Here is a 23,327-nt window from a genome sequence, read left to right as displayed (position 1 = left end):
GGGCGGCCCGACGATGAAAAAAGCCGCCCGAAGGCGGCCTTCATCGCGCAGCGCGCGGGCTCATTCCAGGGTGAGCTTCTGCTTCTGGACGACTTCCTTGTAGATGTCGAACTCGGCCTTGATCTGCGCCGCGAACTGCTCGGGCGTGTTGGCCACGATGATGGAACCGGTGTCCTCGATGCGCTTCTTGACGGCCGGGTCCTCCAGCGCCTTCTTGGTGCCGGCGCTGATCTTGTCGACCACGTCCTTCGGCAGGCCCTTGGGGCCGAGGATGCCGTAGTAGGCCATGCGGTTGACGGGCTCCAGGCCCACTTCCTTGAAGGTGGGGACGTTGGGCAGGTCCTTCAGGCGCTGCGGCGCGGCCACCACCAGCGGCACCAGCTTGCCGGCCTTGATGAAGGGCAGCGCCGAGGGCAGGTTGTCGAAGATGATCGGCACCTGGCCGGCCACCACATCGTTCAGCGCCGGGCCGGCGCCGCGGTAGGGGATGTGCGTGACGAAGGTGTTCGTCATGCTCTTGTACAGCTCCATCAGCAGGTGGCCGATGCCGCCCGTGCCCGAGGAAGCATAGGAGTACTTGCCCGGGCTCTTCTTCAGCTCGGCGATGAAGGCCTGGTAGTCCTTGGCCGGGAAGTTGGGGTTCACCGCGATCACGTTGGGCGTGGCCGCGATGTTGATGATGGGCGTGAAGTCCGTGATCGGGTTGTACGGGATCTTGGGGTTGATCGCCGGGTTGGCGGCCGTGCTCGACACGGTGGCCACGCCCAGCTTGTAGCCGTCGGGTGTCGCGCGCGCCGTCTCGGCCGCGCCCACCACGCCGCCGCCGCCGGCCTTGTTGATCACGACCACCGGCTGGCCGAGCGTCTTGCCCAGCGGGTCGCCCACCACGCGGGCGATGATGTCCGTGGTGCCGCCGGGCGCGAAGGGCACCTGCAGTTCGATGGGCTTGTCCGGGTAGTTCTGGGCCCAGGCGGGGCCTGCGGCCAGGGTGGCGAGCACGGTGGCGCCCGCCAGAGCGGTCCATTGGCGACGTTGCATCGTCGAAGCTCCTTGTGAGAGGTTGGAGAACGGGAAGAAAAAAGGAACGCACCCGGGAGCCAGGTGCGATGCAGGCCGCATGCTAGCGGCTCCGCGGGCCCCGCCATGCCCTGGATTACCCAAGGGTGGGCCGGTTTATGCTCGATCGGGTGAACTATGCCCAGCTGCTGTTTCCCGATTTCTCGTTGATCGCCTGCGGCTGGCTGCTGTGCCGCTTCACCGCACTGGACCGCCGCGTCTGGGACCAGGTCGAGAGCCTGGTGTACTACTTCCTCTTTCCCGTGCTGCTGTTCCATTCGATCGTGCGCAGCCCGATCGATTTCGGCGTGACCTCGCACCTGCTGGTCGGCGGCGTGGGGGTCAGCCTGGCGGGCATCGCGATGGCCTACGCCCTGCCCTGGCTGCCCGGCCTGCGCGGGCGCATCGACCGGCGCGACCACGCGGCCAGCGCGCAGGTGGGCTTCCGCTTCAACTCCTTCATCTGCCTGACGATGGCCGAGCGGCTGGCCGGCGCCGAGGGGCTGCTGCTGATCGCGGTGCTCATCGGCGTGTGCGTGCCGCTGATGAACGTGGCGGCCGTGTGGCCGATGGCGCGCCACGGGGGCGCGGGCTTCCTGGGGCAGCTGGTGCGCAATCCGCTCATCATCGCCACCGCCGCGGGGCTGCTGTCCAACCTGCTGGGCCTGGGCATTCCCGCCTGGCTGACGCCCACCTTCAACCGCATCGGCGGCGCCTCGCTGCCGCTCGGGCTGATGGCGGCCGGCGCCGGCATGCAGTTCGCCAGCCTGGCGCGCGGCAAGGCGCTGGCGGTGTCGGTGCTGTCGATCCGGCACCTGCTGCTGCCGCTGGTGGGCTGGGGGCTGGCGCACCTGCTGCGCCTGGCGCCGGCGCAGGCCGCCGTGCTGCTGGCCTTCTCGGCCGTGCCCACCGCCTCCAGCGCCTACGTGCTGGCGGCGCGCATGGGCTACAACGGGCCCTTCGTCGCCGGGCTGGTGACGCTGTCGACGCTGCTGGGCATGGCGAGCCTGCCCTTCGCGCTCAGCCTGCGGTAACGGTGCGCGGGCTCAGCCTGCGCCAGCGGCGCCTGCGCCAGGCCCCAGGCCACGTGCTCGCGCACCAGCGCGCTCGGGTGGTCGCGCCGCGCGGCCAGCGCCTCGCCCGCGCCGGGCTCGCCGGCGCGCAGCGCGTTGCCCAGGGCCACGGCGATGTTGCGCAGCCAGCGCTCGTGGCCGATGCGGCGGATCGGGCTGCCTTCGGTGCGCGAGAGGAAGGCCGGCTCGTCCCAGGCGAACAGTTGGGCCAGCGTGCTGCCGGCCAGTTCCTCGCGCGCGTCGAAGTCGGGCAGGCTGCTGCGCTGCGCGAACTTGTTCCAGGGGCAGGCGAGCTGGCAGTCGTCGCAGCCGTAGATGCGGTTGCCCATGGGCGCGCGCAGCGGCTCGGGGATCGGCCCCTTGTGCTCGATCGTGAGGTAGGAGATGCAGCGCCGCGCGTCGAGCCGGTGCGGCGCGACGATGGCCTGCGTCGGGCAGATGTCGATGCAGGCGCTGCAGCTCCCGCAGTGGGCCGTGACGGGCTTGCTGGGCGGCAGGGCCAGGTCGACGTAGATCTCGCCGAGGAAGAACATCGAGCCGGCCTCGCGGTCCAGCACCAGCGTGTGCTTGCCGCGCCAGCCCTGGCCGCTGCGCGAGGCGAGCTCGGCCTCCAGCACCGGCGCCGAGTCGGTGAACACGCGGTGGCCGAAGGGGCCGAGCTCCGCCGCCAGCCGCTCGGCCAGCTTCTGCAGCCGCGCACGCAGCACCTTGTGGTAGTCGCGGCCGCGGGCGTAGATGGACACCACCGCCTCGCCTGGCCGCTCCAGGCGCTGGAACTCGACGCGCTGCCAGTCCCCGGGCGTGTCGCGCGGCAGGTAGTCCATGCGCGCGGTGATCACGCTCACCGTGCCGGGCACCAGCTCGGCCGGACGCGCACGGCGCATGCCGTGGGCCGCCATGTAGTCCATGTCGCCGTGGAAACCGTCGGCCAGCCAGCGCGCCAGTCCGGGCTCCGCGCTCGACAGATCGATGCCCGCCACACCGATTTGGGAGAATCCCAGCTCACGCGCCCATGCACGGAGCCGAGTGACGAGTTGAGTGCCGACGACCACCCGCCGATTTTAGGAACGCCCCTTCACGCGCACTGGCGCGACGAGGAAGACACCGCCGCCTTCGCGCATCGCATCGCCGACGCGATGGCGCAGCGGTCGGCGCTGCGCGACCTGTTCATCGCGCTGCACGGCGACCTGGGCGCGGGCAAGACCACCTTCGTGCGCCACCTGCTGCGCGCGCTGGGCGTGCAGGGCCGCATCAAGAGCCCGACCTACGCGGTCGTGGAACCGCACACCGCCGCCGGCGGTCTGCCGGTGCACCACTTCGACTTCTACCGCTTCGGTGATCCGCGCGAATGGGATGACGCGGGCTTCCGTGACATCTTCGCCGGACCGGGGCTGAAACTCGCCGAATGGCCCGGCAATGCCGCGGGGCGCATTCCCATTGAGGACATCGCTATTAAAATAGAAGCAATGAGCGACAACGACGACACCCGCAGCGTCACGCTGACCGCCCATACCGCCCAGGGCCGCGCTCTGCTGGACCTGATGGACGGCCGCGCATGAGCCCCCGCCCGGCCGCTCCGAAGGGGGCTCGCACCGCAGTGCGAAGCACGGAGGTTATCCAATGAGGCGGGGGCGCCCCTCTCCTCTTTCGCAGGACGCCGCGCGGCGCCGGCTGCTCAAGGCCGGCAGCCTGGTGCTGCTGCTGGGCACGGCAGAGATCGCGCGCGGCGCCACCATCGTCGCGGTGCGCGTGTGGCCGGCGCAGGACTACTCCCGCATCACCATCGAGTCCGACGGCCGGCTGCAGACGCAGCAGCTCGTCGTGGGCAACCCGCCGCGCCTGGCGGTGGACATCACCGGCATCCAGCTCAACCCGGCGCTGCGCGAACTGGTGGGCAAGGTCAAGCCCGACGACCCGTACATCGCCGGCCTGCGCGTCGGCCAGAACGCGCCCGAGGTGGTGCGCATCGTCTTCGACCTGAAGCAGGCGGTGCTGCCGCAGGTGTTCTCGCTGGCGCCGGTGGCCGCCTACAAGCACCGGCTGGTGCTGGACCTGTACCCGCAGCAGGCGGTGGACCCGCTGGAGTCGCTGATCGCCGAGCGCCTGCGCGATGCCGGCAGCGCACCCGCCGCGCGTTCGGGCGAGCCGTCGGCGGCGCCCCCGGCCGACCCGCTGGGCGAACTGATGGCGCGGCGGTCGATGCGGCCGGCGCCGCAGGACACGCCCGCCCCCGCGCCGCCGGCGGTGGCCGCCGCGCCCGCGCGGCCCGTGCCCGCCACGCCGTCCACCGCCGTCACGCGCCCGCCGCCGGTGACGGCCACCGCCAGCCGCACCGACCGCATCATCATCGTCGCGCTGGACCCGGGCCACGGCGGCGAGGACCCGGGCGCCATCGGCCCCCGCGGCACACGCGAGAAGGACATCGTGCTGCAGGTCGCGCACCGCCTGCGCGAGCGCATCAACAAGTCCAGCGTCGGCGGCAACCCGATGCGCGCCTTCCTCACGCGCGACGCCGACTTCTTCGTGCCGCTGCACGTGCGCGTGCAGAAAGCGCGGCGCGTGCAGGCCGACCTGTTCGTCAGCATCCATGCCGACGCCTTCACCACGCCGGCCGCGCGCGGCGCCAGCGTGTTCGCGCTCAGCCAGCACGGCGCCTCCAGCAGCGCCGCGCGCTGGCTGGCGAACAAGGAGAACCAGTCCGACCGCGTCGGCGGCGTCAGCTTCGGCGAGCACGAGGTGCAGGTGCGCCGCGCGCTGTTCGACATGAGCACCACGGCGCAGATCAACGACAGCCTCAAGCTCGGCACCGCCATGCTCGGCGAGATCAAGGGCATCGGCGCGCGGCTGCACAAGCCCCGCGTCGAGCAGGCTGGCTTCGCGGTGCTCAAGGCGCCGGACATCCCCAGCGTGCTGGTGGAGACCGCCTTCATCAGCAACCCGGAGGAAGAGGCCGCCCTGCGCAGCACGGCCTACCAGGAGGACCTGGCCGACGCGCTGATGCGCGGCATCCTGCGCTACTTCGCGCAGAACCCACCCCTGGCACGCAGCAGACAGCTCTGAGCCAGCGGGGGCTGCATTTCCTTTCATTTGTCACATCCGCGCGGGCGGCGCACGTGCGCACACCGCACCGCCCCGGGCGTCGCACAGGCGGCAGCGGCAGGTTCCTACACGGGGGGCCGGGCGGGCTGCGCATGATGAGGTCATCACTCCTGAAAGGTGGACCTCATGATCAATACACGTCTCTGGATCGCCGCAGCGGCCGCCACGTCGGTCGTGGCGCTGGCAGGCTGTGCAAGCGGTCCCAACCAGAACCTGGGCACCGGCATCGGCGCCCTGGGCGGCGCGGCGGTGGGCCATGCGATCGGCGGCAACACCGGCAGCACGCTGGGCGGCGCGGCGATCGGCGGCATCATCGGCAACCAGGTGGGCCGGAACGTCGACGAACGCAACTACTACAACCAGCAGCAGTACCAGCAGCCGTACTACCCGCCGAGCCCGAGCTACTACCCGAACAACGGCCCGCGCTACTGAGGCAGGGCGCCGGAAACACCGGCTGCCGCCCATCCCGCTTGGCGGGGTGGGCGGCTTTTTTGTTGCCGGGTCATCCTGCGTCGTGGCCTTACATCCAGTAGACCAGGATGTACAGGCCCAGCCAGACCACGTCCACGAAGTGCCAGTACCAGGCCGCGCCCTCGAAGCCGAAGTGGCGCTCGGGCGTGAAGTGGCCGCGCATCAGCCGCAGGGTGATGAACAGCAGCATCAGCATGCCGATGAACACGTGCAGGCCGTGGAAGCCGGTCAGCATGAAGAAGGTCGAGCCGTAGGCGCCGGAGCTGAGCTTGAGGTTCAGCTCGGTGTAGAGGTGGAAGTACTCGTAGCCCTGCACGCACAGGAAGACGAAGCCCAGCAGCACCGTCAGCCACATGAAGCGGATGCACTGCGCACGGTGGTCGGCGCGCAGCGCATGGTGGGCGATGGTCAGCGTCACGCCGGAGGTCAGCAGCAGCGCGGTGTTGATGGTGGGCAGCCAGAACGGGCCCACGGTCTGGAAGGGCTCGACGATGCCGGCCGGCGAACCGGTGGCGCCGGCCTGCACGGTGGGCCACACGGCCTTGAAGTCGGGCCACAGCAGCGCGTTGTCCAGGCTGCCCAGCGCCGGCAGCGAGTGGGTGCGGGTCCACCACAGCGCCGTGAAGAAGGCGCCGAAGAACATCACCTCCGAGAAGATGAACCAGCTCATGCTCCAGCGGTAGGACAGGTCGATCTTGTGGCCGTACCGGCCGCCCTCGCTCTCGCGCACGGCGTCGCCGAACCACTGGTAGAGCACCATCCACCACCACAGCAGGCCGAAGGCCAGCGAATACGCGCCCCAGGTGTGGCCGTTGATCCACTGGGCCGCGCCGAGGATGACGAAGAACAGGCCGATGGCCGCCATGACCGGATGCCGCGAGGGGCCGGGCACGAAGTAGTAGGGCGTGGCGCCGTGGGTGGTCGAACTCATTTCAGCTCCTGGGGCTTTCTCTTCTCTTCTTGACTCTCGATCGATCGATACGGGCTCGCATGCGGCTGGCGGCGTTCATGCCACGGCGAGCTTCACCAGCGCGATCAGCACGCCGATGAACAACAGCACCGCCACGAAGCCCACCGCGACGATGTGCAGCGGCGACAGGCGGGCGATGTCCTTCTGGTATTCGCTGTTCTTGCGCACGCCGAAGAAACCCCAGCCGACGGCCTTGAAGGTCTGCCAGAGCGAGGACCGGCTGCTCATGAGCGCGGCTCCGTCGCCGTCGAGGCGGCTGCCGTGGGCGCCGGCGGCGTCCTGCCGCCCACCTCGAAGAAGGTGTACGACAGGGTGATCGTCTTCACGTCCTTCGAGATCTTCGGATCGATCACGAAGGCGACCGGCCATTCCTTCTTCTCGCCGGCGTCCAGCGTGTACTGGTTGAAGCAGAAGCACTCCAGCTTGTTGAAGTACGGCGCTGCCTGCTGCGGCGCGTAGCTGGGGATGGCCTGCGCGGCCATGCGGCGGTTCTGCGTGTTCTGGAACTCGTACATCACCGTGTGCAGTTCGCCGGGATGAACTTCCATCGAGCGCTGCGCAGGATGGAACTCCCACAGGCCGCGCGCGTTGGCGTCGAACTCGACGGTGATGGTGCGCGAGGTGTCCACCTGCGTGTTGGCCGGCACGCGCACGTCGGCGCCGCCCTTGGCCCCGCCGGGCACCTGCAACTCCGACAGCGACAGGATGTTGATGCCCGTGACCTCGCAGATGGCGCGGTACAGCGGCACCAGCGCGTAGCCGAAGGCGAACATGCCGGCCGCGACGACGGCCAGCTTGCCCACCATGCGGGCGTTCTCGCGGCGAAGACGGGTACCGAGGCCCATGTACTCAGCGCCCCAGCCAGACCATGCGCACCACGAAGCCGACGAAGAACACCAGCGCGATGGTGGCCAGCGTCAGCCCCATCTTCCGGTTGGCCTTCTTCTGTTCGGGCGTCATCGGCATGTCGTGCGGACCGTTCCCGGGCTCAGCCGATCACCTTGGTCGCGGTGGCGTCCAGGCGCGGCGGGTTCTCGAAGGTGTGGAAGGGCGCCGGAGAGGGCACTTCCCACTCCAGGCCTTCCGCGGCTTCCCAGGGCTTCTGGGGGGCGGGCTCGCCCTTGCCGCGCATGCACGGCAGCACGATGAACAGGAAGAAGTAGACCTGCGCCAGGCCGAAGGCGAAGCCGCCGATCGAGGCGATCGCGTTGAAGTCGGCGAACTGCATCGGGTAGTCGGCGTAGCGGCGGGGCATGCCGGCCAGGCCCAGGAAGTGCATCGGGAAGAAGGTGACGTTGAAGGAGATCAGCGACCACCAGAAGTGCACCTTGCCGCGCCACTCGTTGTACATGACGCCGGTCCACTTGGGCATCCAGTAGTACACGCCCGCGAACATGGCGTAGAGCGAGCCGGCCACCAGCACGTAGTGGAAGTGGGCCACGACGTAGTAGGTGTCCTGCAGCTGGATGTCCACCGGCGCGACGGCCAGGATCAGGCCGGTGAAGCCGCCCATGGTGAACACGAAGATGAAGCCGACCGCGAACAGCATCGGCGTCTCGAAGGTCATCGAGCCCTGCCACATGGTGGCGATCCAGTTGAAGATCTTCACCGCCGTGGGCACCGCGATCAGCATGGTCGCGTACATGAAGAACAGCTGGCCCGTCACCGGCATGCCGGTGGTGAACATGTGGTGCGCCCACACGATGAAGCTCAGGATCGCGATCGACGCGGTGGCGTACACCATCGAGGCGTAGCCGAACAGCTTCTTGCGGGCGAAGGCCGGCACCACCTGGCTGACGATGCCGAAGGCCGGCAGGATCATGATGTAGACCTCGGGGTGGCCGAAGAACCAGAAGATGTGCTGGTACATCACCGGGTCGCCGCCGCCGGCGGGGTTGAAGAAGTGCGTGCCGAGGTGGCGGTCGGTCAGCGTCATGGTGATGGCGCCGGCCAGCACGGGCATCACCGCGATCAGCAGGTAGGCGGTGATCAGCCAGGTCCAGCAGAACATCGGCATCTTCATCAGCGTCATGCCGGGGGCGCGCATGTTGAGGATGGTGACGATGATGTTGATCGAGCCCATGATGGACGACGCGCCCAGGATGTGCATCGCGAAGATGCCGGCATCCATCGAGGGGCCCATCTGCAGGGTCAGCGGCGCGTAGAGCGTCCAGCCCGCGGCGGGGGCGCCGCCGGGCATGAAGAACGAGGCCACGAGCATGATGGCCGCGGGGATCATCAGCCAGAAGCTGAAGTTGTTCATCCGCGCGAAGGCCATGTCGCTGGCGCCGATCTGCAGCGGGATCATCCAGTTCGCGAAGCCCACGAAGGCCGGCATGATGGCGCCGAACACCATGATCAGGCCGTGCATGGTGGTGAACTGGTTGAACAGCTCGGGGTTGACCAGCTGCAGGCCGGGCTGGAACAGCTCGGCGCGGATCAGCATCGCCAGCAGGCCGCCGATCATCAGCATGGTGAAGCTGAACAGCAGGTACAGCGTGCCGATGTCCTTGTGATTGGTGGCGAACACCCAGCGGCGCCAGCCGGTGGGTGCATGGTGGTCGTGGTGGTCGTCGTGCGCGTGACCGCCGGGGGCGGCGTGACCGTGGGGATCGAGGACTGCGCTCATGGGTCTCTTCCTTGCTCTATCTCGTCACCGCGGCTTACTTGCCGCGCTCGGCCAGCACCTCGGCCGGCTGCACGATCTGGCCCGTCTTGTTGGACCAGCTGTTCTTGGTGTAGCTGGCCACGGCCGCCAGGTCGGTGTCGCTCAGCTGCTTCCAGGAGGGCATGGCGCCGTTGTTCTGGCCGTTGAGCAGCACGTGGATCTGCTTGGTGTGGTCGGCGTCCAGCACCACCTGCGAGCCGTCCAGCGGCTTGATCGGGCCGGCGCCCTTGCCGTTGGCCTGGTGGCAGGCCGCGCAGTTGGCGGCATAGACCTTCTCGCCGCGGGCCAGCAGGTCGGGCAGCGTCCAGACCTTGTTCGGGTCGTCCTGCTTGGCGGCGGCTTCCTTCTTCTTCTGGTCGACCCAGGCGGTGTAGTCGGCCGCGGACACCACCTTCACGTGGATCGGCATGTAGGCGTGCTCCTTGCCGCACAGCTCCTGGCACTGGCCGTAGAAGTCGCCGGTCTGCTCGGCGCGGAACCAGGTGTCGCGCACGAAGCCGGGGATGGCGTCCTGCTTGATGCCGAACTGCGGCACCGCGAAGGCGTGGATCACGTCGTTGGCGGTGGTGATGATGCGGATCTTCTGCTTCTCGGGCACCACCAGCGGGTTGTCAACCGCCAGCAGGTAGTTGTCGGGCACCTCGCCGCGCGCGCCCTCGTCGGACAGGCGGCGATGCTCGGGCAGCAGCGTGGAGATGAAGGACAGGCCCTCGCCCTCGCCCTTGAGGTAGTCGTAGCCCCACTTCCACTGGTAGCCGGTCACCTTGATGGTGAGGTCGGCATTGGTGGTGTCCTTCTGCGCCACCAGCAGCTTGGTGGCCGGCAGCGCCATCAGGATCACGATGATGAAGGGGACGATGGTCCAGACGACTTCCACCACCACCGATTCGTGGAAGTTGGCGGCCTTGTGGCCCACCGACTTGCGGTGCTTCCAGATCGAATAGAACATGACCGAGAACACGCCGATGAAGATCACCGTGCACAGGATCATCAGGCCCCAGTGCAGCGTGTACTGCTCCTGGGACACCTTGGTCACGCCCACCGGAAGATTGAGCTGGCGCACGGCCGGGCCGCCGGGCAGGTCGTTGACTGCATGCGCCGCGCCGCTGAATGCCGCGCCGGCCGCCAGCAGCAGGCCCGCCGGCTTGGTCCAAATGCTCTTCATCGTGTTCACTTGTTCAATGCTTCCAAACTGAATCCACCGGCCTTGTCTCCCCGCCGGCCCGCGCGCCTCAGGCGCCGCGCAGGGCCATGCGGATCTCCCTCGCCAGCGCCGGGCGCAACTCGGGCCGCACGTAGCGGCCCACCCGCACCGCACACCCCGGACCCGACAACTCGATGAGCGAGCGGTCGCCTGCCTGGGGTTCGATGCGGACCTGATGCGAAAGAAATTCGGTGCGCTCGCAGCTGCCGCCGTTTTCGAGCTCGACGACCAGCCGGCCTTCCTGCAGGGCGATGCGTTCGCCGTCGGTGGCATGGCGGGCGTAGAAGAGGAAGGCCACGCCGACCGCCGCCAGCTCCAGCCAGGCGAAGGGCAGCACGAGGCGTGCGCCGCGAACCCAGAAGCCGAAGCCGATGGCCAGCGACACCACGCACAACGACGCGTACAGCCAGCCCAGCTGGCTCGGCGTGATCGAGCAGTTGCGCTTCAGGAACCAGTGGATGGTCTGGCCCGAAACGGTGGCGAAGCGGAACACGGGATTCGGCACGTACGAGTTCAGCGGATCGATGGGGCGCGCAGGGCCGGACGCACAAGCACAACACGGGCATGCGGCGGGCTCTGGTCGGGGGACCATCCCCCGGGGTACACGCAACGAATCATTGTAGCGTGGGCATCGTGAGCGTCTTCGCTCAGCCGGGCCGGTTGCGCCCGAGCATGGCGCGCAGATCATCCAATGGCACGGCGGTCTCGCCAGCCACCCTGGCACGCGGGACCGGCCGGAAGGCATGGCCGTAGACGACCTCGAAGGTCATGGCGATGCGGCCGTCGTGCTCGCCGGGCACGGCCAGGCCGGCCAGGGCATTGAGCAATGCGCGCTTCCAATGCCGGCCGCGCAGGGCGCCGAAGCGCGCGGGATGCAGGTTGCGGCCCAGCGTGCGCAGCTCGGCCAGCGCCGCCTCGGGCGTGGACCAGGTCAGCACGATGCGCTCCATGTCCATCACCGGCTCGGCGAAGCCGGCGTGGACCAGCATGTCGCCCCAGTCGTGCATGTCGGTGAACTCGTGGCCCGCCGGCGGCCAGCCCAGGCACGCGTACAGCGCGCGCAGCTCGCGCACGGTGTCGGGGCCGAGGCAGGAGAACATCAGGAAGCCGTCGACGGCGACCAGGCGGTGCCAGCGGGCGATCAGCGCCTCGGGGTCGGCCTCGGCATGCAGGGCCATGTTGGCCCACAGCAGGTCGACGCCGGACGCCGGCGGCGGCGCGAACGGGTCGCCGCCGCGCCAGCGGCGCGCGCTCCACCAGGGCGCGGCCAGGGCCTGCGCGGTCGCCGGCTGCAGCGCTAGCGCCGGCTCGATCACGTGGCGCTGCGCCTGCGGGTAGCGCGCCGCCACGCGCGCATGCGCCTGCAGCCCGCCGCGCAGGGGCGACCAGTCGGCCCAGCGCGCGGGACGCGCGGTGATCCACTGCAGCCGCTCCTCCATGCGCCGGCCCACCTCCTCGTGCAGCCATGGCGATGCGGACCCGGGCGCCAGCCGCGCCCATCGGGCCGCGGCCACGGGGTCGATGGTCGGCGGGCGACGGTCGGATTCGGCAGGCATGGGCAATAACGCACGAAGGCGGCCGCGTCCTCCCCGCTGCGGGGCGTGCGGCCTGGCCAAGGCGCGCCAGTATAGGAAGCCATGTCCATTCCTTCCGCCGCGCGCGGGCTGCTGCGCCGCGGCCTCGATGCCCTGCCCAGCCAGTGCGCCCTGTGCCGCGCCTGGCCCGGGCGCCCGCTGTGCGGGGCCTGCGTGGCCCGCTTCGCGCCGGCCGTGCCGCGCTGCCGCGGCTGCGCGCTGCGCGTGCCCGCCGGCGTGGCGCGCTGCGGCGGCTGCCTGCGGCATCCCGGCACGCTCGACACCTGCCTGGCCGCCTGCGACTACGTGTGGCCGTGGCCGGACTGCATCGGGCACTTCAAGTTCCAGGGCGAGCCGGGCTGGGCCGCTCCCCTGTGCGCGCTGATGCGGGCCGTCCCCGGCGCCGACGCGCTGCTGTCGCAGGCCGACCGGGTGCTGCCCATGCCGCTGTTCCCGCGGCGCCTGCGCGAGCGCGGCTTCAACCAGGCGCTGGAGCTGGCGCGCCGGCTGGCCCCGGAGCGCTGCGACGCCGCCCTGCTGCTGCGGCTGCGCGACACGCCGCCGCAAAGCGGCCTGACGCGCGCGCAGCGCCTGCGCAACCTGCACGGCGCCTTCGCCGTGGAGCCGCTGCGCGCCGGCCTCGTGCGCGGCCGCCGCGTACTGCTGGTGGACGACGTGATGACCACCGGCGCCTCGCTGACCGCCGCCGCGCAGGCGCTGCGCGAAGCCGGTGCGGCGCAGGTGGATGCGCTGGTGCTGGCACGCACGCACGCCCCGCCTTGACTCGCTATGCTCTGCCGATGTTCCACATCGTCCTGGTGGAGCCGGAGATTCCCCCCAACACCGGCAACGTGATCCGCCTGGCGGCCAACACCGGCTGCGACCTGCACCTGATCGAGCCCCTGGGCTTCTCGATGGACGACCGGCTGCTGCGCCGCGCCGGGCTGGACTACCACGAGTACGCCGAGGTGCGCCGCCACGCGGACTGGGACGCCTTCCTCGCCGCCTGCCACCCCGCGCCCGACCGCCTGTTCGGCCTGAGCACGCACGGCACCGGCAGCGTGCACGGCACCACCTTCCGGCCCGGCGACTGGCTGGTCTTCGGCGCCGAGACGCGCGGCCTGGCGCCCGCGCTGCGCGCGCGCTTTGCGCCGGCGCAGCTGCTGCGCCTGCCGATGCGCCCCGGGCAGCGCAGCCTCAACCTGTCGAACGCGGTGGCGGTGACGGTGTTCGAGGCCTGGCGCCAGAACGGCTTCGGCGGCGCCGCTCAGGGGTAGCGGCGCACCACCGATTCCGCGACGCAGGCCGGCTTGGAGGCGCCCTCCAGCTCGATGGTGGTCTGCCACACCATCTGCACGCCGCCGTTATCGATCGGCTCGCTGGACAGCAGCTTCATGTGGCCGCGCACCCGGCTGCCCACCGGCACCGGCGACATGAAGCGCACGCGGTTCAGGCCGTAGTTCACGCCCATGCGCGACTCGACCACCTCCACGCCGGCCTCGAAGATCTTCGGCAGCAGCGACAGCGTGAGGAAGCCGTGCGCGATCGGCGCGCCGAAGGGGCCGGCCTTGGCGCGCTCGACGTCCACGTGGATCCACTGGTGGTCGCCGGTGGCCTCGGCGAACTGGTTCACCTGGGCCTGGGTGATGGTGAGCCAGTCGCTGGTGGCGACGTCCTGGCCGACGCAGGCGGCCAGGTCCTGAAGGGTCTGGAAGGTCTTCTTGGTCATGCGGCGGATTCTGTCGCGCCCGGCGGCGCCCGGCATGTCGGCGCCGGGACAGCCCCGCTCCAGGGAAACCCTCAATCCAGCCAGGCCGTGAGCGGCGCCCACTGCGCCAGGTCGCGCTCCACCCGGCCCGGCGCGATGTCGAACAGCGTGAGCCCGCGCGCCGCCAGCTGCACGTAGAGCTGCGTGTCGCGCAGCTCGGCGACCACCGGCACGCTCAGCTGCGCCTCGAACTCGCGCAGGCGTTGCGCCGCCAGCGTGCGGCCGTCCACCCGCATGCCGACCAGGCCGATGCGGGTCTTCGTGCCCGCGGTGCGCTCCGTCAGGCGGTCGAGGAAGTCGCGCGCGGCGTAGATGTCGAACAGGCTGGGCTGCAGCGGCACGATGACGCGGTCGGCCAGGGCCAGCAGCTCCTTCAGGCGCTTGCCGTGCAGGCCGGCGGGCGAGTCCAGCACGGCGTGGGTGGTGCCCGGCGGCGGCTTGAGCAGCGCGCCGTCGCCGTCCGTCGTCCAGCCGCGGATGGGCACGGCCTGCGCCGGCCGCAGGCCCAGCCACAGCCGCGAGGACTGCTGCCGGTCGGTGTCGCCCAGCATCACCGCGTGCCCCTGGCGCGCGTAGTAGCCCGCGATGTTCGTCGCGAGGGTGGACTTGCCCGCGCCTCCCTTCGGATTGGCGACCAGAACGACCGGCATGCGCAGTTCTCCAGACGGTGTGAACGACAGGCGCGATGGTAGAGGCAGGGCATGACACCCTGCCCGGCGGGGGTCAGCGGGAGGCGGCGGCCGGTGCGTCCGGCACGCTTTCCTCCGGCGGCGCCGCGTCGGCCCCCTGGGTGACGCGCGCCACCGCCAACATCCACAGCAGCACCGCCGCCAGCAGCAGGCTGTCCTGCACCCAGCCGCGGCGGTCCAGCGCGTCGCCCCAGAAAGCCAGCACGATCAGCACCGCCACCAGGTGGGCGCAGAAGGCGGGCAGCGAGGCGCGGCCCAGCATCTCCAGCCACCGCATGCGCGGCAGCGCCCGGGCCAGGGCCGGGCCGAAGCGCACCGCCAGCACGCCCAGGGCGATCAGGTCCAGCAGGCGCAGCGGGCCGAGCTGCCACTTGTCGACCAGCAGGTTCAGCTGCACGTCGGCGCCGAAGGGGGCCTGGCCGTGCGCGCCGAAGTGCCGCCAGGCGAAGCCCGCCAGCGCGACCGCCGCGGCCGGCAGCACCACCGGCCAGCCCAGGCGCAGCGGCGGCGCGTCGGGCGCGCTGCGCTGCGCGCCCAGCCACAGGCCGGCGAACCAGAGGAACTGCCAGGCGAAGGCATTGAAGGCGCCCATCTCGTGGAAAGGCACGGGGATGTGCGTGAACGCCACGGCCAGGCCGTACAGCCGCTCGCTCAGGCCGAACTGCGCCAGCGCCCAGAGCGCGCCGCTGGCCAACAGCACGCCGGCCCAGCCGTGGCGCAGCGCGTAGGCCAGCACCCACGGGCTCATCAGCATGAAGAAGATGTACATGGGCAGGATGTCCAGCAGCGCCGGCTCGTAGACCAGCAGCAGGCCCCAGAGGAAGCCCTCGCGCGGCTGGGCGAGGTAGAACGAGAGCAGGTTGCGCACCGCCGGCGGCTCCACCCGCAGGCCGACGGCGGCGATGGCGGTGAAGAGGAACAGCAGCAGCGCCGCGTGGCACAGATAGATCTTCAGGGCCCGGCGCCAGAAGGCGCGGCGCATCGTCTCCACGCCGTCCCGGCGGGCGTAGCGGCTGTAGACCAGCCCGGTCATGAAGGCCGACAGCAGCACGAAGCCCTCGGCCGCCGAGACCCAGCCGAAGGGCTGGCCCAGCGGGTCGGTGAAGCGGGTCGGCAGGTGGGTGACGGTCATCAGCACGAGCATCAGCCCGCGCAGCGCGTCGATTTCCCAATGGCGTTTCATGCGTGACAGCAGGGGGCGTCGGCGTTTCACCCCCGGCGGCCGGCACGACGAAAAGCGGATTCTAGGAGGCCGGATGAAGCGCCTTGCGGATCGGCTACCCTGCGGACCCTGTCCAAGAGGAGGCACCAGGAAAGTGACCCGACCCATCCAGACAACGACAAGAATGACGCTGCCGGCCTGGGCGCTGGCGGTCGCGGGATTCGCCGCCGGCCCGGCGCTGGCGCTGCAGATCACCAGCCTCACGCCGCAGGGCGAGGTCTCGCGCGTACGCCAGGTGGTGGCCAGCTTCGACCAGGCGGCCGTCAACTTCGGCGACCCGAAGGCGCCCGCCCCGCTCGCCGTGAGCTGCAGCGACGCGCAGGCCGGCAAGGGCACCGGGCGCTGGACCTCCGACAAGCGCTGGGTCTTCGACTTCGAGAACGACCTGCCGCCGGGCGTGCGCTGCACGGTCACGCGGGTGCCGGGCTTCAAGCCGGCGTCCGGGGCGGAACTGACCGGCCCCGCCAGCTACCGCTTCAACACCGGCGGCCCCTTCGTGCGCAGCCACTGGCCGAGCTACGGGAAGATCGACGAGGAGCAGATGTTCCTGCTGCAGCTCAACGGCCCGGCGACGCCGGAGAGCGTGCAGGCGAACATGTGGTGCGCGGCCGACGGGGTGGGCGAGCGCATCCCCGTGAAGCCGGTCACCGGCGAGCAGCGCGATGCCCTGCTCAAGGCCCGCGGCTACGAGCAGGCCGCGAAGAAGGAGCCGCTGCGCTTCCTCACGCTGCAGTGCAACCGCACCCTCACGCCGGGCGGCCGCGTGCAACTGGTCTACGGCAAGGGCGTGGCGACGCCCTCGGGCATCGCCAACAACGTCGAGCGGCGCCTGTCCTTCGAGGTGCGCGAGCCCTTCGCGGCGAGCTTCAGCTGCGAGCGCGAGAACGCGCAGGCCGCCTGCCTGCCGCTCAAGCCCATGCAGCTTCGCTTCAATGCGCCCGTCACGCGCGCGCTGGCGGCGAAGATCGTCGCCAAGGGCGGCGGGCAGACCGTCAGGCCGCGCTTCGAGGACGAGAACGCGAGCGAGGACGCGGTGGTCGATTCGGTGACGTTGCCCCCACCCTTCCCCGAACAGACGCCCTTCACCATCGAGCTGCCCTCGGGCTTCGAGGACGCCTCGGGCCGCACGCTGGCCGAGCCCGGCAGCTTCCCGCTGCAGACCGCCACCGGCGCGATGCCGCCGCTGGCCAAGTTCGCCGCCTCGCCCTTCGGCGTGGTCGAGCGCCTGGCCGAGCCCGATGGCGTGGCGATGATGCCGGTGACGGTGCGCCGCGTGGAGCCCGCCCTGCAGGTGCACGCCCTCACGCCCGGCAAGGTGAGCGACCTGAACCCGCAGACCGACGCCGAGATCATCGCGTGGTTCCGCAAGGTCCGGCGCTACGACGGCTACACGGTGTCGCGCGCCGCCGCCGGCCGGGACAGCAAGGTGCCGCTGCCGCCGGTCATCGACCGCAACGAGCGTGAATACATGCAGACGCGCATGGTCTCGCTGCTGGGCAGCCAGCCCGGCGCGAAGACGCTGGACATGCCCAAGGCCGGCAGCGACCCGCGCCCCTTCGAGGTGGTCGGCATCCCGCTCACGCCCGGCTTCCACGTGCTGGAGATCGCCTCGGGCAAGCTGGGCGACGCGCTGCTGGACGAGCGCTACGGCGCCGGCCGCACGATGTACGTGCGCACCACCGCGCTGGCGACCAACCTGGCGGTGCACTTCAAGCTGGGCCGCGAGAACGCGCTGGCCTGGGTGACCACGCTGGACAAGGGCAAGCCGGTGGCGAACGCCGCCGTGCGCGTCTCGGACTGCCGCGGCAAGGAGGTGGCGACGGCGCGCACCGACGCCAACGGCCTGGCGCAGCTCGCGGGCGTGCCGCCGCAGCCGCCCAACTGCTCCGGCGAGGACGACTACCACGAGCCGGCCTACTTCGTCAGCGCCCGCGCCAAGGACGACAAGGGCGTGGAAGACCTCGCCTTCGTGTGGAGCGACTGGCAGCGCGGCATCGAGCCCTGGCGCTTCAACGCGCCCACCAGCCAGGAGGCCGAGGCCGACGTGGTGGCCCACACCGTGCTCGACCGCCCGCTGCTGCGCGCGGGCGAGACGGTGTCGATGAAGCACGTGATCCGCACGCAGACGGCGCAGGGCTTCGGCCTGCCGGCCACGCAGCCGGGCACGCTGGTCATCACCCACGTGGGCAGCGGCCAGGAGTTCACGCAGCCGCTGGCCTGGCGCAAGACGGCCACTGGCGGCCTGAGCGCGGAGAACAGCTTCCACATCCCGCCCGCAGCCAAGCTGGGCGTCTACCAGATCGAGCTGCGCGCCGCCGGCAACGGCAAGCGCAACGGGGACGAGGATGACGAGGACCGCGGTGGACGCAGCTTCCAGACCGGCCAGTTCCGCGTCGAGGAATTCCGCCTGCCGGTGCTGGAAGGCCGCGTCGGCCCGGCCGAGAAGAAGCCGCTGGTGGCGGTGGGCAGCGTGCCGACCGAGGTGCAGGTGAACTACGTCTCGGGCGGCGCGGCGGCCAACCTGCCGGTGCGCGTGTCGGCCATGGTGCGCGGCAAGGACCTGGACTGGGCCGACTACGACGGCTTCAGCTTCTCCCCGCCGCGCCGCGACGAGGACGCCGCCTCCGCCGCCGGCGAGGAGGAGCCCGAGGCCGCGCAGGACACCCGCGTCATCGCCGACAAGCTGCCCGTCACGCTGGACCGCGAGGGCGCCGGCCGTGTCACCATCGACAAGGTGCCGCAGGTGCGGGCCACGCCGCGCGAACTGCTGATCGAGGCCACCTACTCCGACCCCAACGGCGAGGTGCAGACGATCCGCAGCGTGCAGACGCTGTGGCCGGCCGCCGTGGTCGCCGGGCTGAAGACCGAGAACTGGATCTCGGTGGACCGCAAGCTGAAGTTCCAGGCGCTGGCGCTGGACCTCGCGGGCAAGCCGCAGGCCGGCGCGAAGCTGGAGGTGAGCGCCGTCGCGCGCATCACCACCACCAGCCGCAAGCGCATGGTGGGCGGCTTCTACACCTACGACAACAAGACCGAGACCAGGCCGCTGGGCGTGGTGTGCAGCGGCAGCAGCGACGCGCGGGGCCTGCTGCTGTGCGAATCGCAGCTCAAGGAGGCAGGCCAGGTCGAGCTGGTCGCCACCGCCACGGACGGCGACGGCCGCAAGAGCCAGGCCGCCAGCACCGTGTGGGTGACCAAGCAGGGCGAGCTGTGGTTCGGCGGCGAGGACCACGACCGCATCGACGTGCTGCCCGAGAAGAAGAGCTACCAGCCCGGCGAGGTGGCGAAGTTCCAGGTGCGCAGCCCCTTCCGCCATGCCACCGCGCTGGTGGCGGTGGAGCGCGAGGGCATCGTCGAGACGCACGTGGTGCAGCTCAATGGGCAGGACCCGACGGTCAGCCTGGAGGTCAAGCCCGAGTGGGGCCCCAACGCGTATGTCAGCGTGCTGGCGCTGCGCGGGCGGCTGCGCGAGGTGCCGTGGTACTCCTTCTTCACCTGGGGCTGGAAGGCGCCGCGCGAGTGGTGGACGGCCTTCTGGGTCGAGGGCAAGGAATACGTGGCGCCCACCGCGATGGTCGACCTGAGCAAGCCGGCCTACCGCTTCGGCATGGCCGAGATCCGCGTCGGCACGCAGGCGCACCAGATCGACGTGAAGGTCGCCACCGACCAGCCCAGCTACACCGTGCGCGGCAAGGCGCTGGTGACCATCAGCGCCAGGCTGCCCGACGGCAAGCCCGCCGCCGGCGCCGAGGTGGCGCTGGCGGCGGTCGACCAGGCGCTGCTGGAACTGCTGCCCAACACGAGCTGGAACCTGCTCGAAGCCATGATGCAGCGGCGCAGCTGGGGCGTCTCGACCTCGACCGCGCAGATGGAGATCGTCGGCCGCCGCCACTACGGCAAGAAGGCCGTGCCCGCCGGCGGCGGCGGCGGCAAAGGCGCCACGCGCGAACTGCTGGACACGCTGCTGCTGTGGAACCCGAAGGTGGTGCTCGACGCCAACGGCCAGGCGCAGGTGACGGTGCCGCTGAACGACGCGCTCACCACCTTCCGCATCGTCGCGGTGGCCGACGCGGGCACGGGCCTGTTCGGCACCGGCGAGGCGCGCATCCAGAGCACGCAGGACCTGCAGATCATCAGCGGCCTGCCGCCGCTGGTGCGCGAGGACGACCAGTTCCGCGCCCAGCTCACGCTGCGCAACACCACGGCCAAGGCGATGAAGGTGGAGGTGGCGCCGCGCGCCACGCTGCTGACGCTGGAGCCGAAGACGGTGGAGATCCCGCCGAACGAGGCGCGCGAGGTGGCCTGGGACGTGACGGCGCCGGCGCAGCTCGGCCAGACGCGCGCCGAGGCGATCCTGTGGGAGATCGAGGCGAAGGACCAGGCCGGCGGCGCGAGCGATGCGCTCAAGCTCAGCCAACGCATCGTGCCCGCCGTGCCGCTGACGGTGCAGCAGGCCACGCTGGCACAGGTGGACGGGCCGTTCACGCTCGACGTCGGCCCGCCCGCCGACGCCCTGCCCGAGAGCGGGCAAAAGAGGGGCGGCCTCAAGCTCGCGCTGCAGCCGCGCCTGGCCGAGGGCCTGCCCGGCGTGCGCGACTGGTTCGCCAACTACCCCTTCGTCTGCCTGGAGCAGAAGGCCAGCAAGTCCATCGGCCTGCGCGACGCGAAGCTGTGGCAGACGGTGGTGGCGCAGATGCCGGGCTACCTCGACAGCGACGGCCTGGCGAACTACTTCCCGCCGCGCGATGGCGACGCCAACCGCGGCAGCGACATCCTCACCAGCTACCTGCTGGCGGCGACAAACGAGGCGGCGGCCATCGACCCGGCCTTCGCCCTGCCCGACGACGTGCGCGCGCCGATGGAAGGCGGCCTGATCGCCTTCGTCGAGGGCCGCATCCAGCGCAGCTTCTGGAGCCCGCGCAAGGACCTGGACGTGCGCAAGCTGGCCGCGCTGGAGGCGCTGTCTCGCTACGGCAAGGCCACCGGCGGCATGACCACCAGCCTGACCATCGCGCCCAACCAGTGGCCCACCAGCGCGGTGATCGACTGGCTGAACGTGCTCAGGCGCGTGAAGGACGTGCCGCAGCGCGCGCAGCGCATCGAGGAGGCGAACAACGTGCTGAAGGCGCGCCTGTCGTACCAGGGCACGAAGCTGATCTTCAGCACCGAGCAGGACGACTACTGGTGGTGGCTGATGACCAACGGCGACGTCAACACCGCACGGCTGCTGCTGGCGGTGATGGACGATCCGGGCTGGAAGGACGACCTGGGCCGCCTGGCCAGCGGCTTCATCGGCCGCCAGCAGCGCGGCGCATGGCACACCACCACCGCCAACCTGTGGGGCGGCCTGGCGCTGGAGAAGTTCAGCAAGACCTTCGAGAGCGAGCCGGTCGCCGGCCTCACCGCCGCCCAGCTCGGCGAGACGAAGGCGCAGGTGGACTGGAGCCAGGTCGAGCGCGTGAAGGCGAGCGATGCCGGCGGCGCGATGCATCGGCGCAGCATGTTCGGCGCGCCGGCCTCGCCCGGCACGCTGCGCAACAACACGATGTTCCTGCCCTGGCCCACGGGCAACGCCGGCCGCGACACGCTGCTGGTCACCCAGCAGGGCAGCGGCCGGCCGTGGCTCACGGTGCAGTCGCTCGCGGCGGTGCAGTTGAAGGCACCCTTCGCGGCCGGCTACGCGATCAAGAAGACGGTCACGCCGGTCGAGCAGGCCGCCAGCGGCAAGTACACGCGCGGCGACATCCTGCGCGTGACGCTGGAAGTCAACGCCAGCGCCGACATGACCTGGGTGGTGATCACCGACCCGATCCCGGGCGGCGCGACCATCCTGGGCAGCGGCCTGGGCCGCGACTCGCAGATCGCCACGCAGGGCGAGAAGCAGAGCAGCGGCGCCGGCTGGCCGGCCTTCGAGGAGCGCAGCTTCGAGGCCTTCCGCAGCTACTACGAGTACCTGCCCAAGGGCACGGTGAAGATGGAGTACACGGTGCGCCTGAACAACGCCGGCGACTTCACGCTGCCGCCCAGCCGCGTCGAGGCGATGTACGCGCCGGAGATGTTCGGCGAGGCGCCGAACGCGCGCGTCCGGGTGGAGCAGCCCGCCCGCTGAGGGCGGGCCGGCCCGTCAGCGCCGGTAGGGATCGCCCGGCCGGCGGTCGTAGCGGTTCGGCACGCCGTCGTTGTCGCGGTCCCGGTCGTAGCGGTTGGGCACGCCGTCCCGGTCGCGGTCGCCGTAGGCGCCGGGCGGCGGACGGTGGTGGTGCGGCGGGGGCGGCTCGGGCGCCACCACGCAGCCCGCGAGGACGGTGCCGGCGGCCAGCAGCGCGGTCAGCTTCATCATCTGCATCTCTCCTTTGATACGGGTACGCGTGGCAGCTTAGCCCGCGCCGGCGCGCCGCCCGCCGGACGGCGCGCCCGAACGCGGGTAGGCGTTCATCCCGTTTGCATCCCGGCCGGCGCCCGGGCGGCCAGCGCCAGCGCGGCGGGCAGCGAGGCCGCCAGCATCGGACCGTGCGGCACGCCCGGGAAGGCACGGAACTCGGCGCGCATGCCGGGCCGGCGGCCCAGCCTGTCGACCAGCATGCGGCCGGCTTCCGGCGGCACCGAGGCGCGCTGCCGCCGCATGCGCTCGACGCGTGCCGCGTCGGCGCCGGCCGGCGGCGGCGCGGGGCCGCGCTCGTCCGCCGAGGCGCCCTGCATCAGCAGCAGCGCGGTCTCGCGCCCGGCCGGCAGGGGCGCCGGTTGGCCGGCCTCGCGCAGGATGAAGCCCTCCTGCCACCACAGCGACGGGTCGGCCGCCGCATAGCGCGAGAACAGCAGCGGCCGGCGCAGCAGCGCATGCAGCACGAACAGGCCGCCGTAGGAGTGGCCCCAGAGGGTGTGGCGCCGCGCGTCCAGCGGGGCGCGCGCCGCCAGAGCCGGCAGGGCCCGCCCGGCGATGAAGTCGAGGAACGCGTCCGCGCCGCCGCCCCGCCGCTGCAGCGCTTCGTCGTCCCAGGTCGGCCCGTCGCCGCGCACCGGCGGCGTGTAGTCGTAGGCGCGCTGGGCCACGTCGAAGCGCAGGTCGCTGTCGGGGCCGATCGCGAGGATCGCCGGCGCATCGCCGGCTTCGGCCAGCGCGTCGAGCTGCGCGGCGCCCAGGGTATCGGCCACGGCGTTGCCGTCCAGCAGGCAGGCCAGCGGATGCCCGCCTGCCGGCGCCGCACGGCGCGGCCAGGCCAGCCACAGCCGGTAGCGGCGGCCGCTGGCGGCAGCCGCTGCGACGCGCTCGAAGCGGTAGTGGCGCGAGCCGCCCTCGTCCCACACGGTCGGGCCCATGCGGCGGGCCGGATCGAAGCGCTGCGGCGCGGCGGGCGGTGCGCCGGCACAGCCCGGCAGGACGGCCGCCCCGGCGATAGCGCCCAGCAGGCGGCGGCGGACGATGTTGCAGGCAGGCGACAACAGAAGCTCGAAAGACAGGTCGGACATGGCTCGGAAGGGAGGAAAAGAGGGCCGATGGCGGCAGCCGGCGTTGTTTACATTTGTTTATGATTT

Annotated in this window: 22 protein-coding genes; 7 read left to right on the top strand and 15 right to left on the bottom strand. The window is 71.0% G+C overall.

Translation table 11 applies throughout. The features are described 5' to 3' along the window. Nucleotides 1–60 precede the first annotated feature (60 nt). A complete protein-coding gene (locus Q392_RS12795) occupies nt 61–1,038 on the bottom strand; it encodes a tripartite tricarboxylate transporter substrate binding protein BugE (protein ID WP_038207592.1) in 978 nt (325 codons plus the stop codon). Nucleotides 1,039–1,175: 137 nt separating this feature from the next. Here Q392_RS12795 and Q392_RS12790 point away from each other — a divergent pair, with 137 nt between their 5' ends. Then, complete coding sequence (locus Q392_RS12790) at nt 1,176–2,090, top strand: AEC family transporter (protein ID WP_084217039.1); 915 nt, start codon at nt 1,176–1,178, stop codon at nt 2,088–2,090. On the opposite strand, the gene queG is transcribed toward Q392_RS12790, so the two are convergent. Next, nucleotides 2,003–3,181 (bottom strand): tRNA epoxyqueuosine(34) reductase QueG, encoded by a 1,179-nt coding sequence (queG, locus tag Q392_RS12785; protein ID WP_084217038.1) that lies wholly within the window; start codon nt 3,179–3,181, stop codon nt 2,003–2,005. The genes Q392_RS12790 and queG overlap by 88 nt on opposite strands. Here queG and tsaE point away from each other — a divergent pair. The 3 genes from tsaE (at nt 3,164) to Q392_RS12770 (ending at nt 5,660) form a co-directional block, all read left to right on the top strand. Continuing rightward, complete coding sequence (gene tsaE, locus Q392_RS12780) at nt 3,164–3,688, top strand: tRNA (adenosine(37)-N6)-threonylcarbamoyltransferase complex ATPase subunit type 1 TsaE (protein ID WP_038207589.1); 525 nt, start codon at nt 3,164–3,166, stop codon at nt 3,686–3,688. The genes queG and tsaE overlap by 18 nt on opposite strands. A 61-nt stretch (nt 3,689–3,749) precedes the next feature. Next, nucleotides 3,750–5,189 carry an N-acetylmuramoyl-L-alanine amidase gene (locus Q392_RS12775; RefSeq protein ID WP_051953396.1) on the top strand — a complete coding sequence of 480 codons (1,440 nt, stop codon included), beginning with the start codon at nt 3,750–3,752 and terminating at the stop codon, nt 5,187–5,189. A gap of 165 nt (nt 5,190–5,354) precedes the next feature. Next, the gene (locus Q392_RS12770) at nt 5,355–5,660 is read left to right on the top strand and encodes a glycine zipper domain-containing protein (RefSeq protein WP_051953394.1); all 306 of its coding nucleotides are present in this window, start codon (nt 5,355–5,357) and stop codon (nt 5,658–5,660) included. An 88-nt stretch (nt 5,661–5,748) separates the two neighbouring features. Here Q392_RS12770 and Q392_RS12765 read toward each other — a convergent pair whose 3' ends face one another. The 8 genes from Q392_RS12765 to Q392_RS12735 all read right to left on the bottom strand — a co-directional run bounded on the left by Q392_RS12765 (nt 5,749) and on the right by Q392_RS12735 (nt 12,097). Continuing rightward, nucleotides 5,749–6,630, bottom strand: coding sequence for a cytochrome c oxidase subunit 3 (locus Q392_RS12765; protein ID WP_038207585.1), 882 nt, complete (start codon nt 6,628–6,630; stop codon nt 5,749–5,751). A gap of 75 nt (nt 6,631–6,705) precedes the next feature. After that, the gene (locus Q392_RS12760) at nt 6,706–6,897 is read right to left on the bottom strand and encodes a DUF2970 domain-containing protein (RefSeq protein ID WP_038207582.1); all 192 of its coding nucleotides are present in this window, start codon (nt 6,895–6,897) and stop codon (nt 6,706–6,708) included. After that, complete coding sequence (locus Q392_RS12755; protein ID WP_038207579.1) at nt 6,894–7,514, bottom strand: cytochrome c oxidase assembly protein; 621 nt, start codon at nt 7,512–7,514, stop codon at nt 6,894–6,896. Before Q392_RS12755 ends, Q392_RS12760 begins: the two co-directional genes overlap by 4 nt. Before the next feature lie 4 nt (nt 7,515–7,518). After that, the gene (locus Q392_RS33635) at nt 7,519–7,629 is read right to left on the bottom strand and encodes a cytochrome oxidase small assembly protein (RefSeq protein WP_211260236.1); all 111 of its coding nucleotides are present in this window, start codon (nt 7,627–7,629) and stop codon (nt 7,519–7,521) included. A gap of 28 nt (nt 7,630–7,657) precedes the next feature. Beyond that, entirely contained in the window at nt 7,658–9,298 is a 1,641-nt protein-coding gene (gene ctaD / locus Q392_RS12750) for a cytochrome c oxidase subunit I (RefSeq protein ID WP_038207577.1), read from the bottom strand. Nucleotides 9,299–9,332: 34 nt separating this feature from the next. Continuing rightward, on the bottom strand, nt 9,333–10,502 hold the full coding sequence (gene coxB / locus Q392_RS12745; protein ID WP_038207573.1) for a cytochrome c oxidase subunit II: 1,170 nt from the start codon (nt 10,500–10,502) through the stop codon (nt 9,333–9,335). 67 nt (nt 10,503–10,569) lie between these two features. Beyond that, a complete protein-coding gene (locus Q392_RS12740) occupies nt 10,570–11,046 on the bottom strand; it encodes a DUF2244 domain-containing protein (RefSeq protein ID WP_038207571.1) in 477 nt (158 codons plus the stop codon). A 142-nt stretch (nt 11,047–11,188) separates the two neighbouring features. Further along, nucleotides 11,189–12,097 (bottom strand): methyltransferase domain-containing protein, encoded by a 909-nt coding sequence (locus Q392_RS12735; protein ID WP_038207569.1) that lies wholly within the window; start codon nt 12,095–12,097, stop codon nt 11,189–11,191. Between the two features lie 81 nt (nt 12,098–12,178). On the opposite strand from Q392_RS12735, the gene Q392_RS12730 reads away from it, so the two are divergent. Both Q392_RS12730 and Q392_RS12725 read left to right on the top strand, forming a co-directional pair. Then, the gene (locus tag Q392_RS12730; RefSeq protein ID WP_038207566.1) at nt 12,179–12,898 is read left to right on the top strand and encodes a ComF family protein; all 720 of its coding nucleotides are present in this window, start codon (nt 12,179–12,181) and stop codon (nt 12,896–12,898) included. Nucleotides 12,899–12,915: 17 nt separating this feature from the next. Further along, nucleotides 12,916–13,392, top strand: coding sequence for a tRNA (cytidine(34)-2'-O)-methyltransferase (locus tag Q392_RS12725; RefSeq protein WP_038207562.1), 477 nt, complete (start codon nt 12,916–12,918; stop codon nt 13,390–13,392). Here the strand turns inward: Q392_RS12725 and Q392_RS12720 are convergent. The 3 genes from Q392_RS12720 to opgC all read right to left on the bottom strand — a co-directional run bounded on the left by Q392_RS12720 (nt 13,383) and on the right by opgC (nt 15,755). After that, entirely contained in the window at nt 13,383–13,853 is a 471-nt protein-coding gene (locus Q392_RS12720) for a MaoC family dehydratase (RefSeq protein WP_038207751.1), read from the bottom strand. The two genes, Q392_RS12725 and Q392_RS12720, sit on opposite strands and share 10 nt — an antisense overlap. 62 nt (nt 13,854–13,915) lie before the next feature. Beyond that, nucleotides 13,916–14,533 carry a ParA family protein gene (locus Q392_RS12715; protein WP_038207557.1) on the bottom strand — a complete coding sequence of 206 codons (618 nt, stop codon included), beginning with the start codon at nt 14,531–14,533 and terminating at the stop codon, nt 13,916–13,918. Between the two features lie 73 nt (nt 14,534–14,606). Then, a complete protein-coding gene (opgC, locus tag Q392_RS12710; RefSeq protein ID WP_038207551.1) occupies nt 14,607–15,755 on the bottom strand; it encodes an OpgC domain-containing protein in 1,149 nt (382 codons plus the stop codon). A 163-nt stretch (nt 15,756–15,918) separates the two neighbouring features. Between opgC and Q392_RS12705 the strand changes: the two genes are divergently transcribed. Beyond that, nucleotides 15,919–21,903: an alpha-2-macroglobulin family protein gene (locus tag Q392_RS12705; protein WP_038207545.1), complete on the top strand. Its 5,985-nt coding sequence runs from the start codon at nt 15,919–15,921 to the stop codon at nt 21,901–21,903. A gap of 15 nt (nt 21,904–21,918) precedes the next feature. On the opposite strand, the gene Q392_RS12700 is transcribed toward Q392_RS12705, so the two are convergent. Both Q392_RS12700 and Q392_RS12695 read right to left on the bottom strand, forming a co-directional pair. Further along, nucleotides 21,919–22,140 carry a hypothetical protein gene (locus tag Q392_RS12700; protein WP_038207540.1) on the bottom strand — a complete coding sequence of 74 codons (222 nt, stop codon included), beginning with the start codon at nt 22,138–22,140 and terminating at the stop codon, nt 21,919–21,921. 86 nt (nt 22,141–22,226) lie between these two features. Further along, nucleotides 22,227–23,261, bottom strand: a complete 1,035-nt coding sequence (locus tag Q392_RS12695) for an alpha/beta hydrolase (protein WP_051953392.1) — start codon at nt 23,259–23,261, stop codon at nt 22,227–22,229. Nucleotides 23,262–23,327: the final 66 nt, after the last annotated feature.

The organism is Xenophilus azovorans DSM 13620, from assembly GCF_000745855.1.
Lineage (GTDB): Bacteria > Pseudomonadota > Gammaproteobacteria > Burkholderiales > Burkholderiaceae_C > Xenophilus > Xenophilus azovorans.
This window is presented reverse-complemented; position numbering and strand designations above follow the sequence as displayed.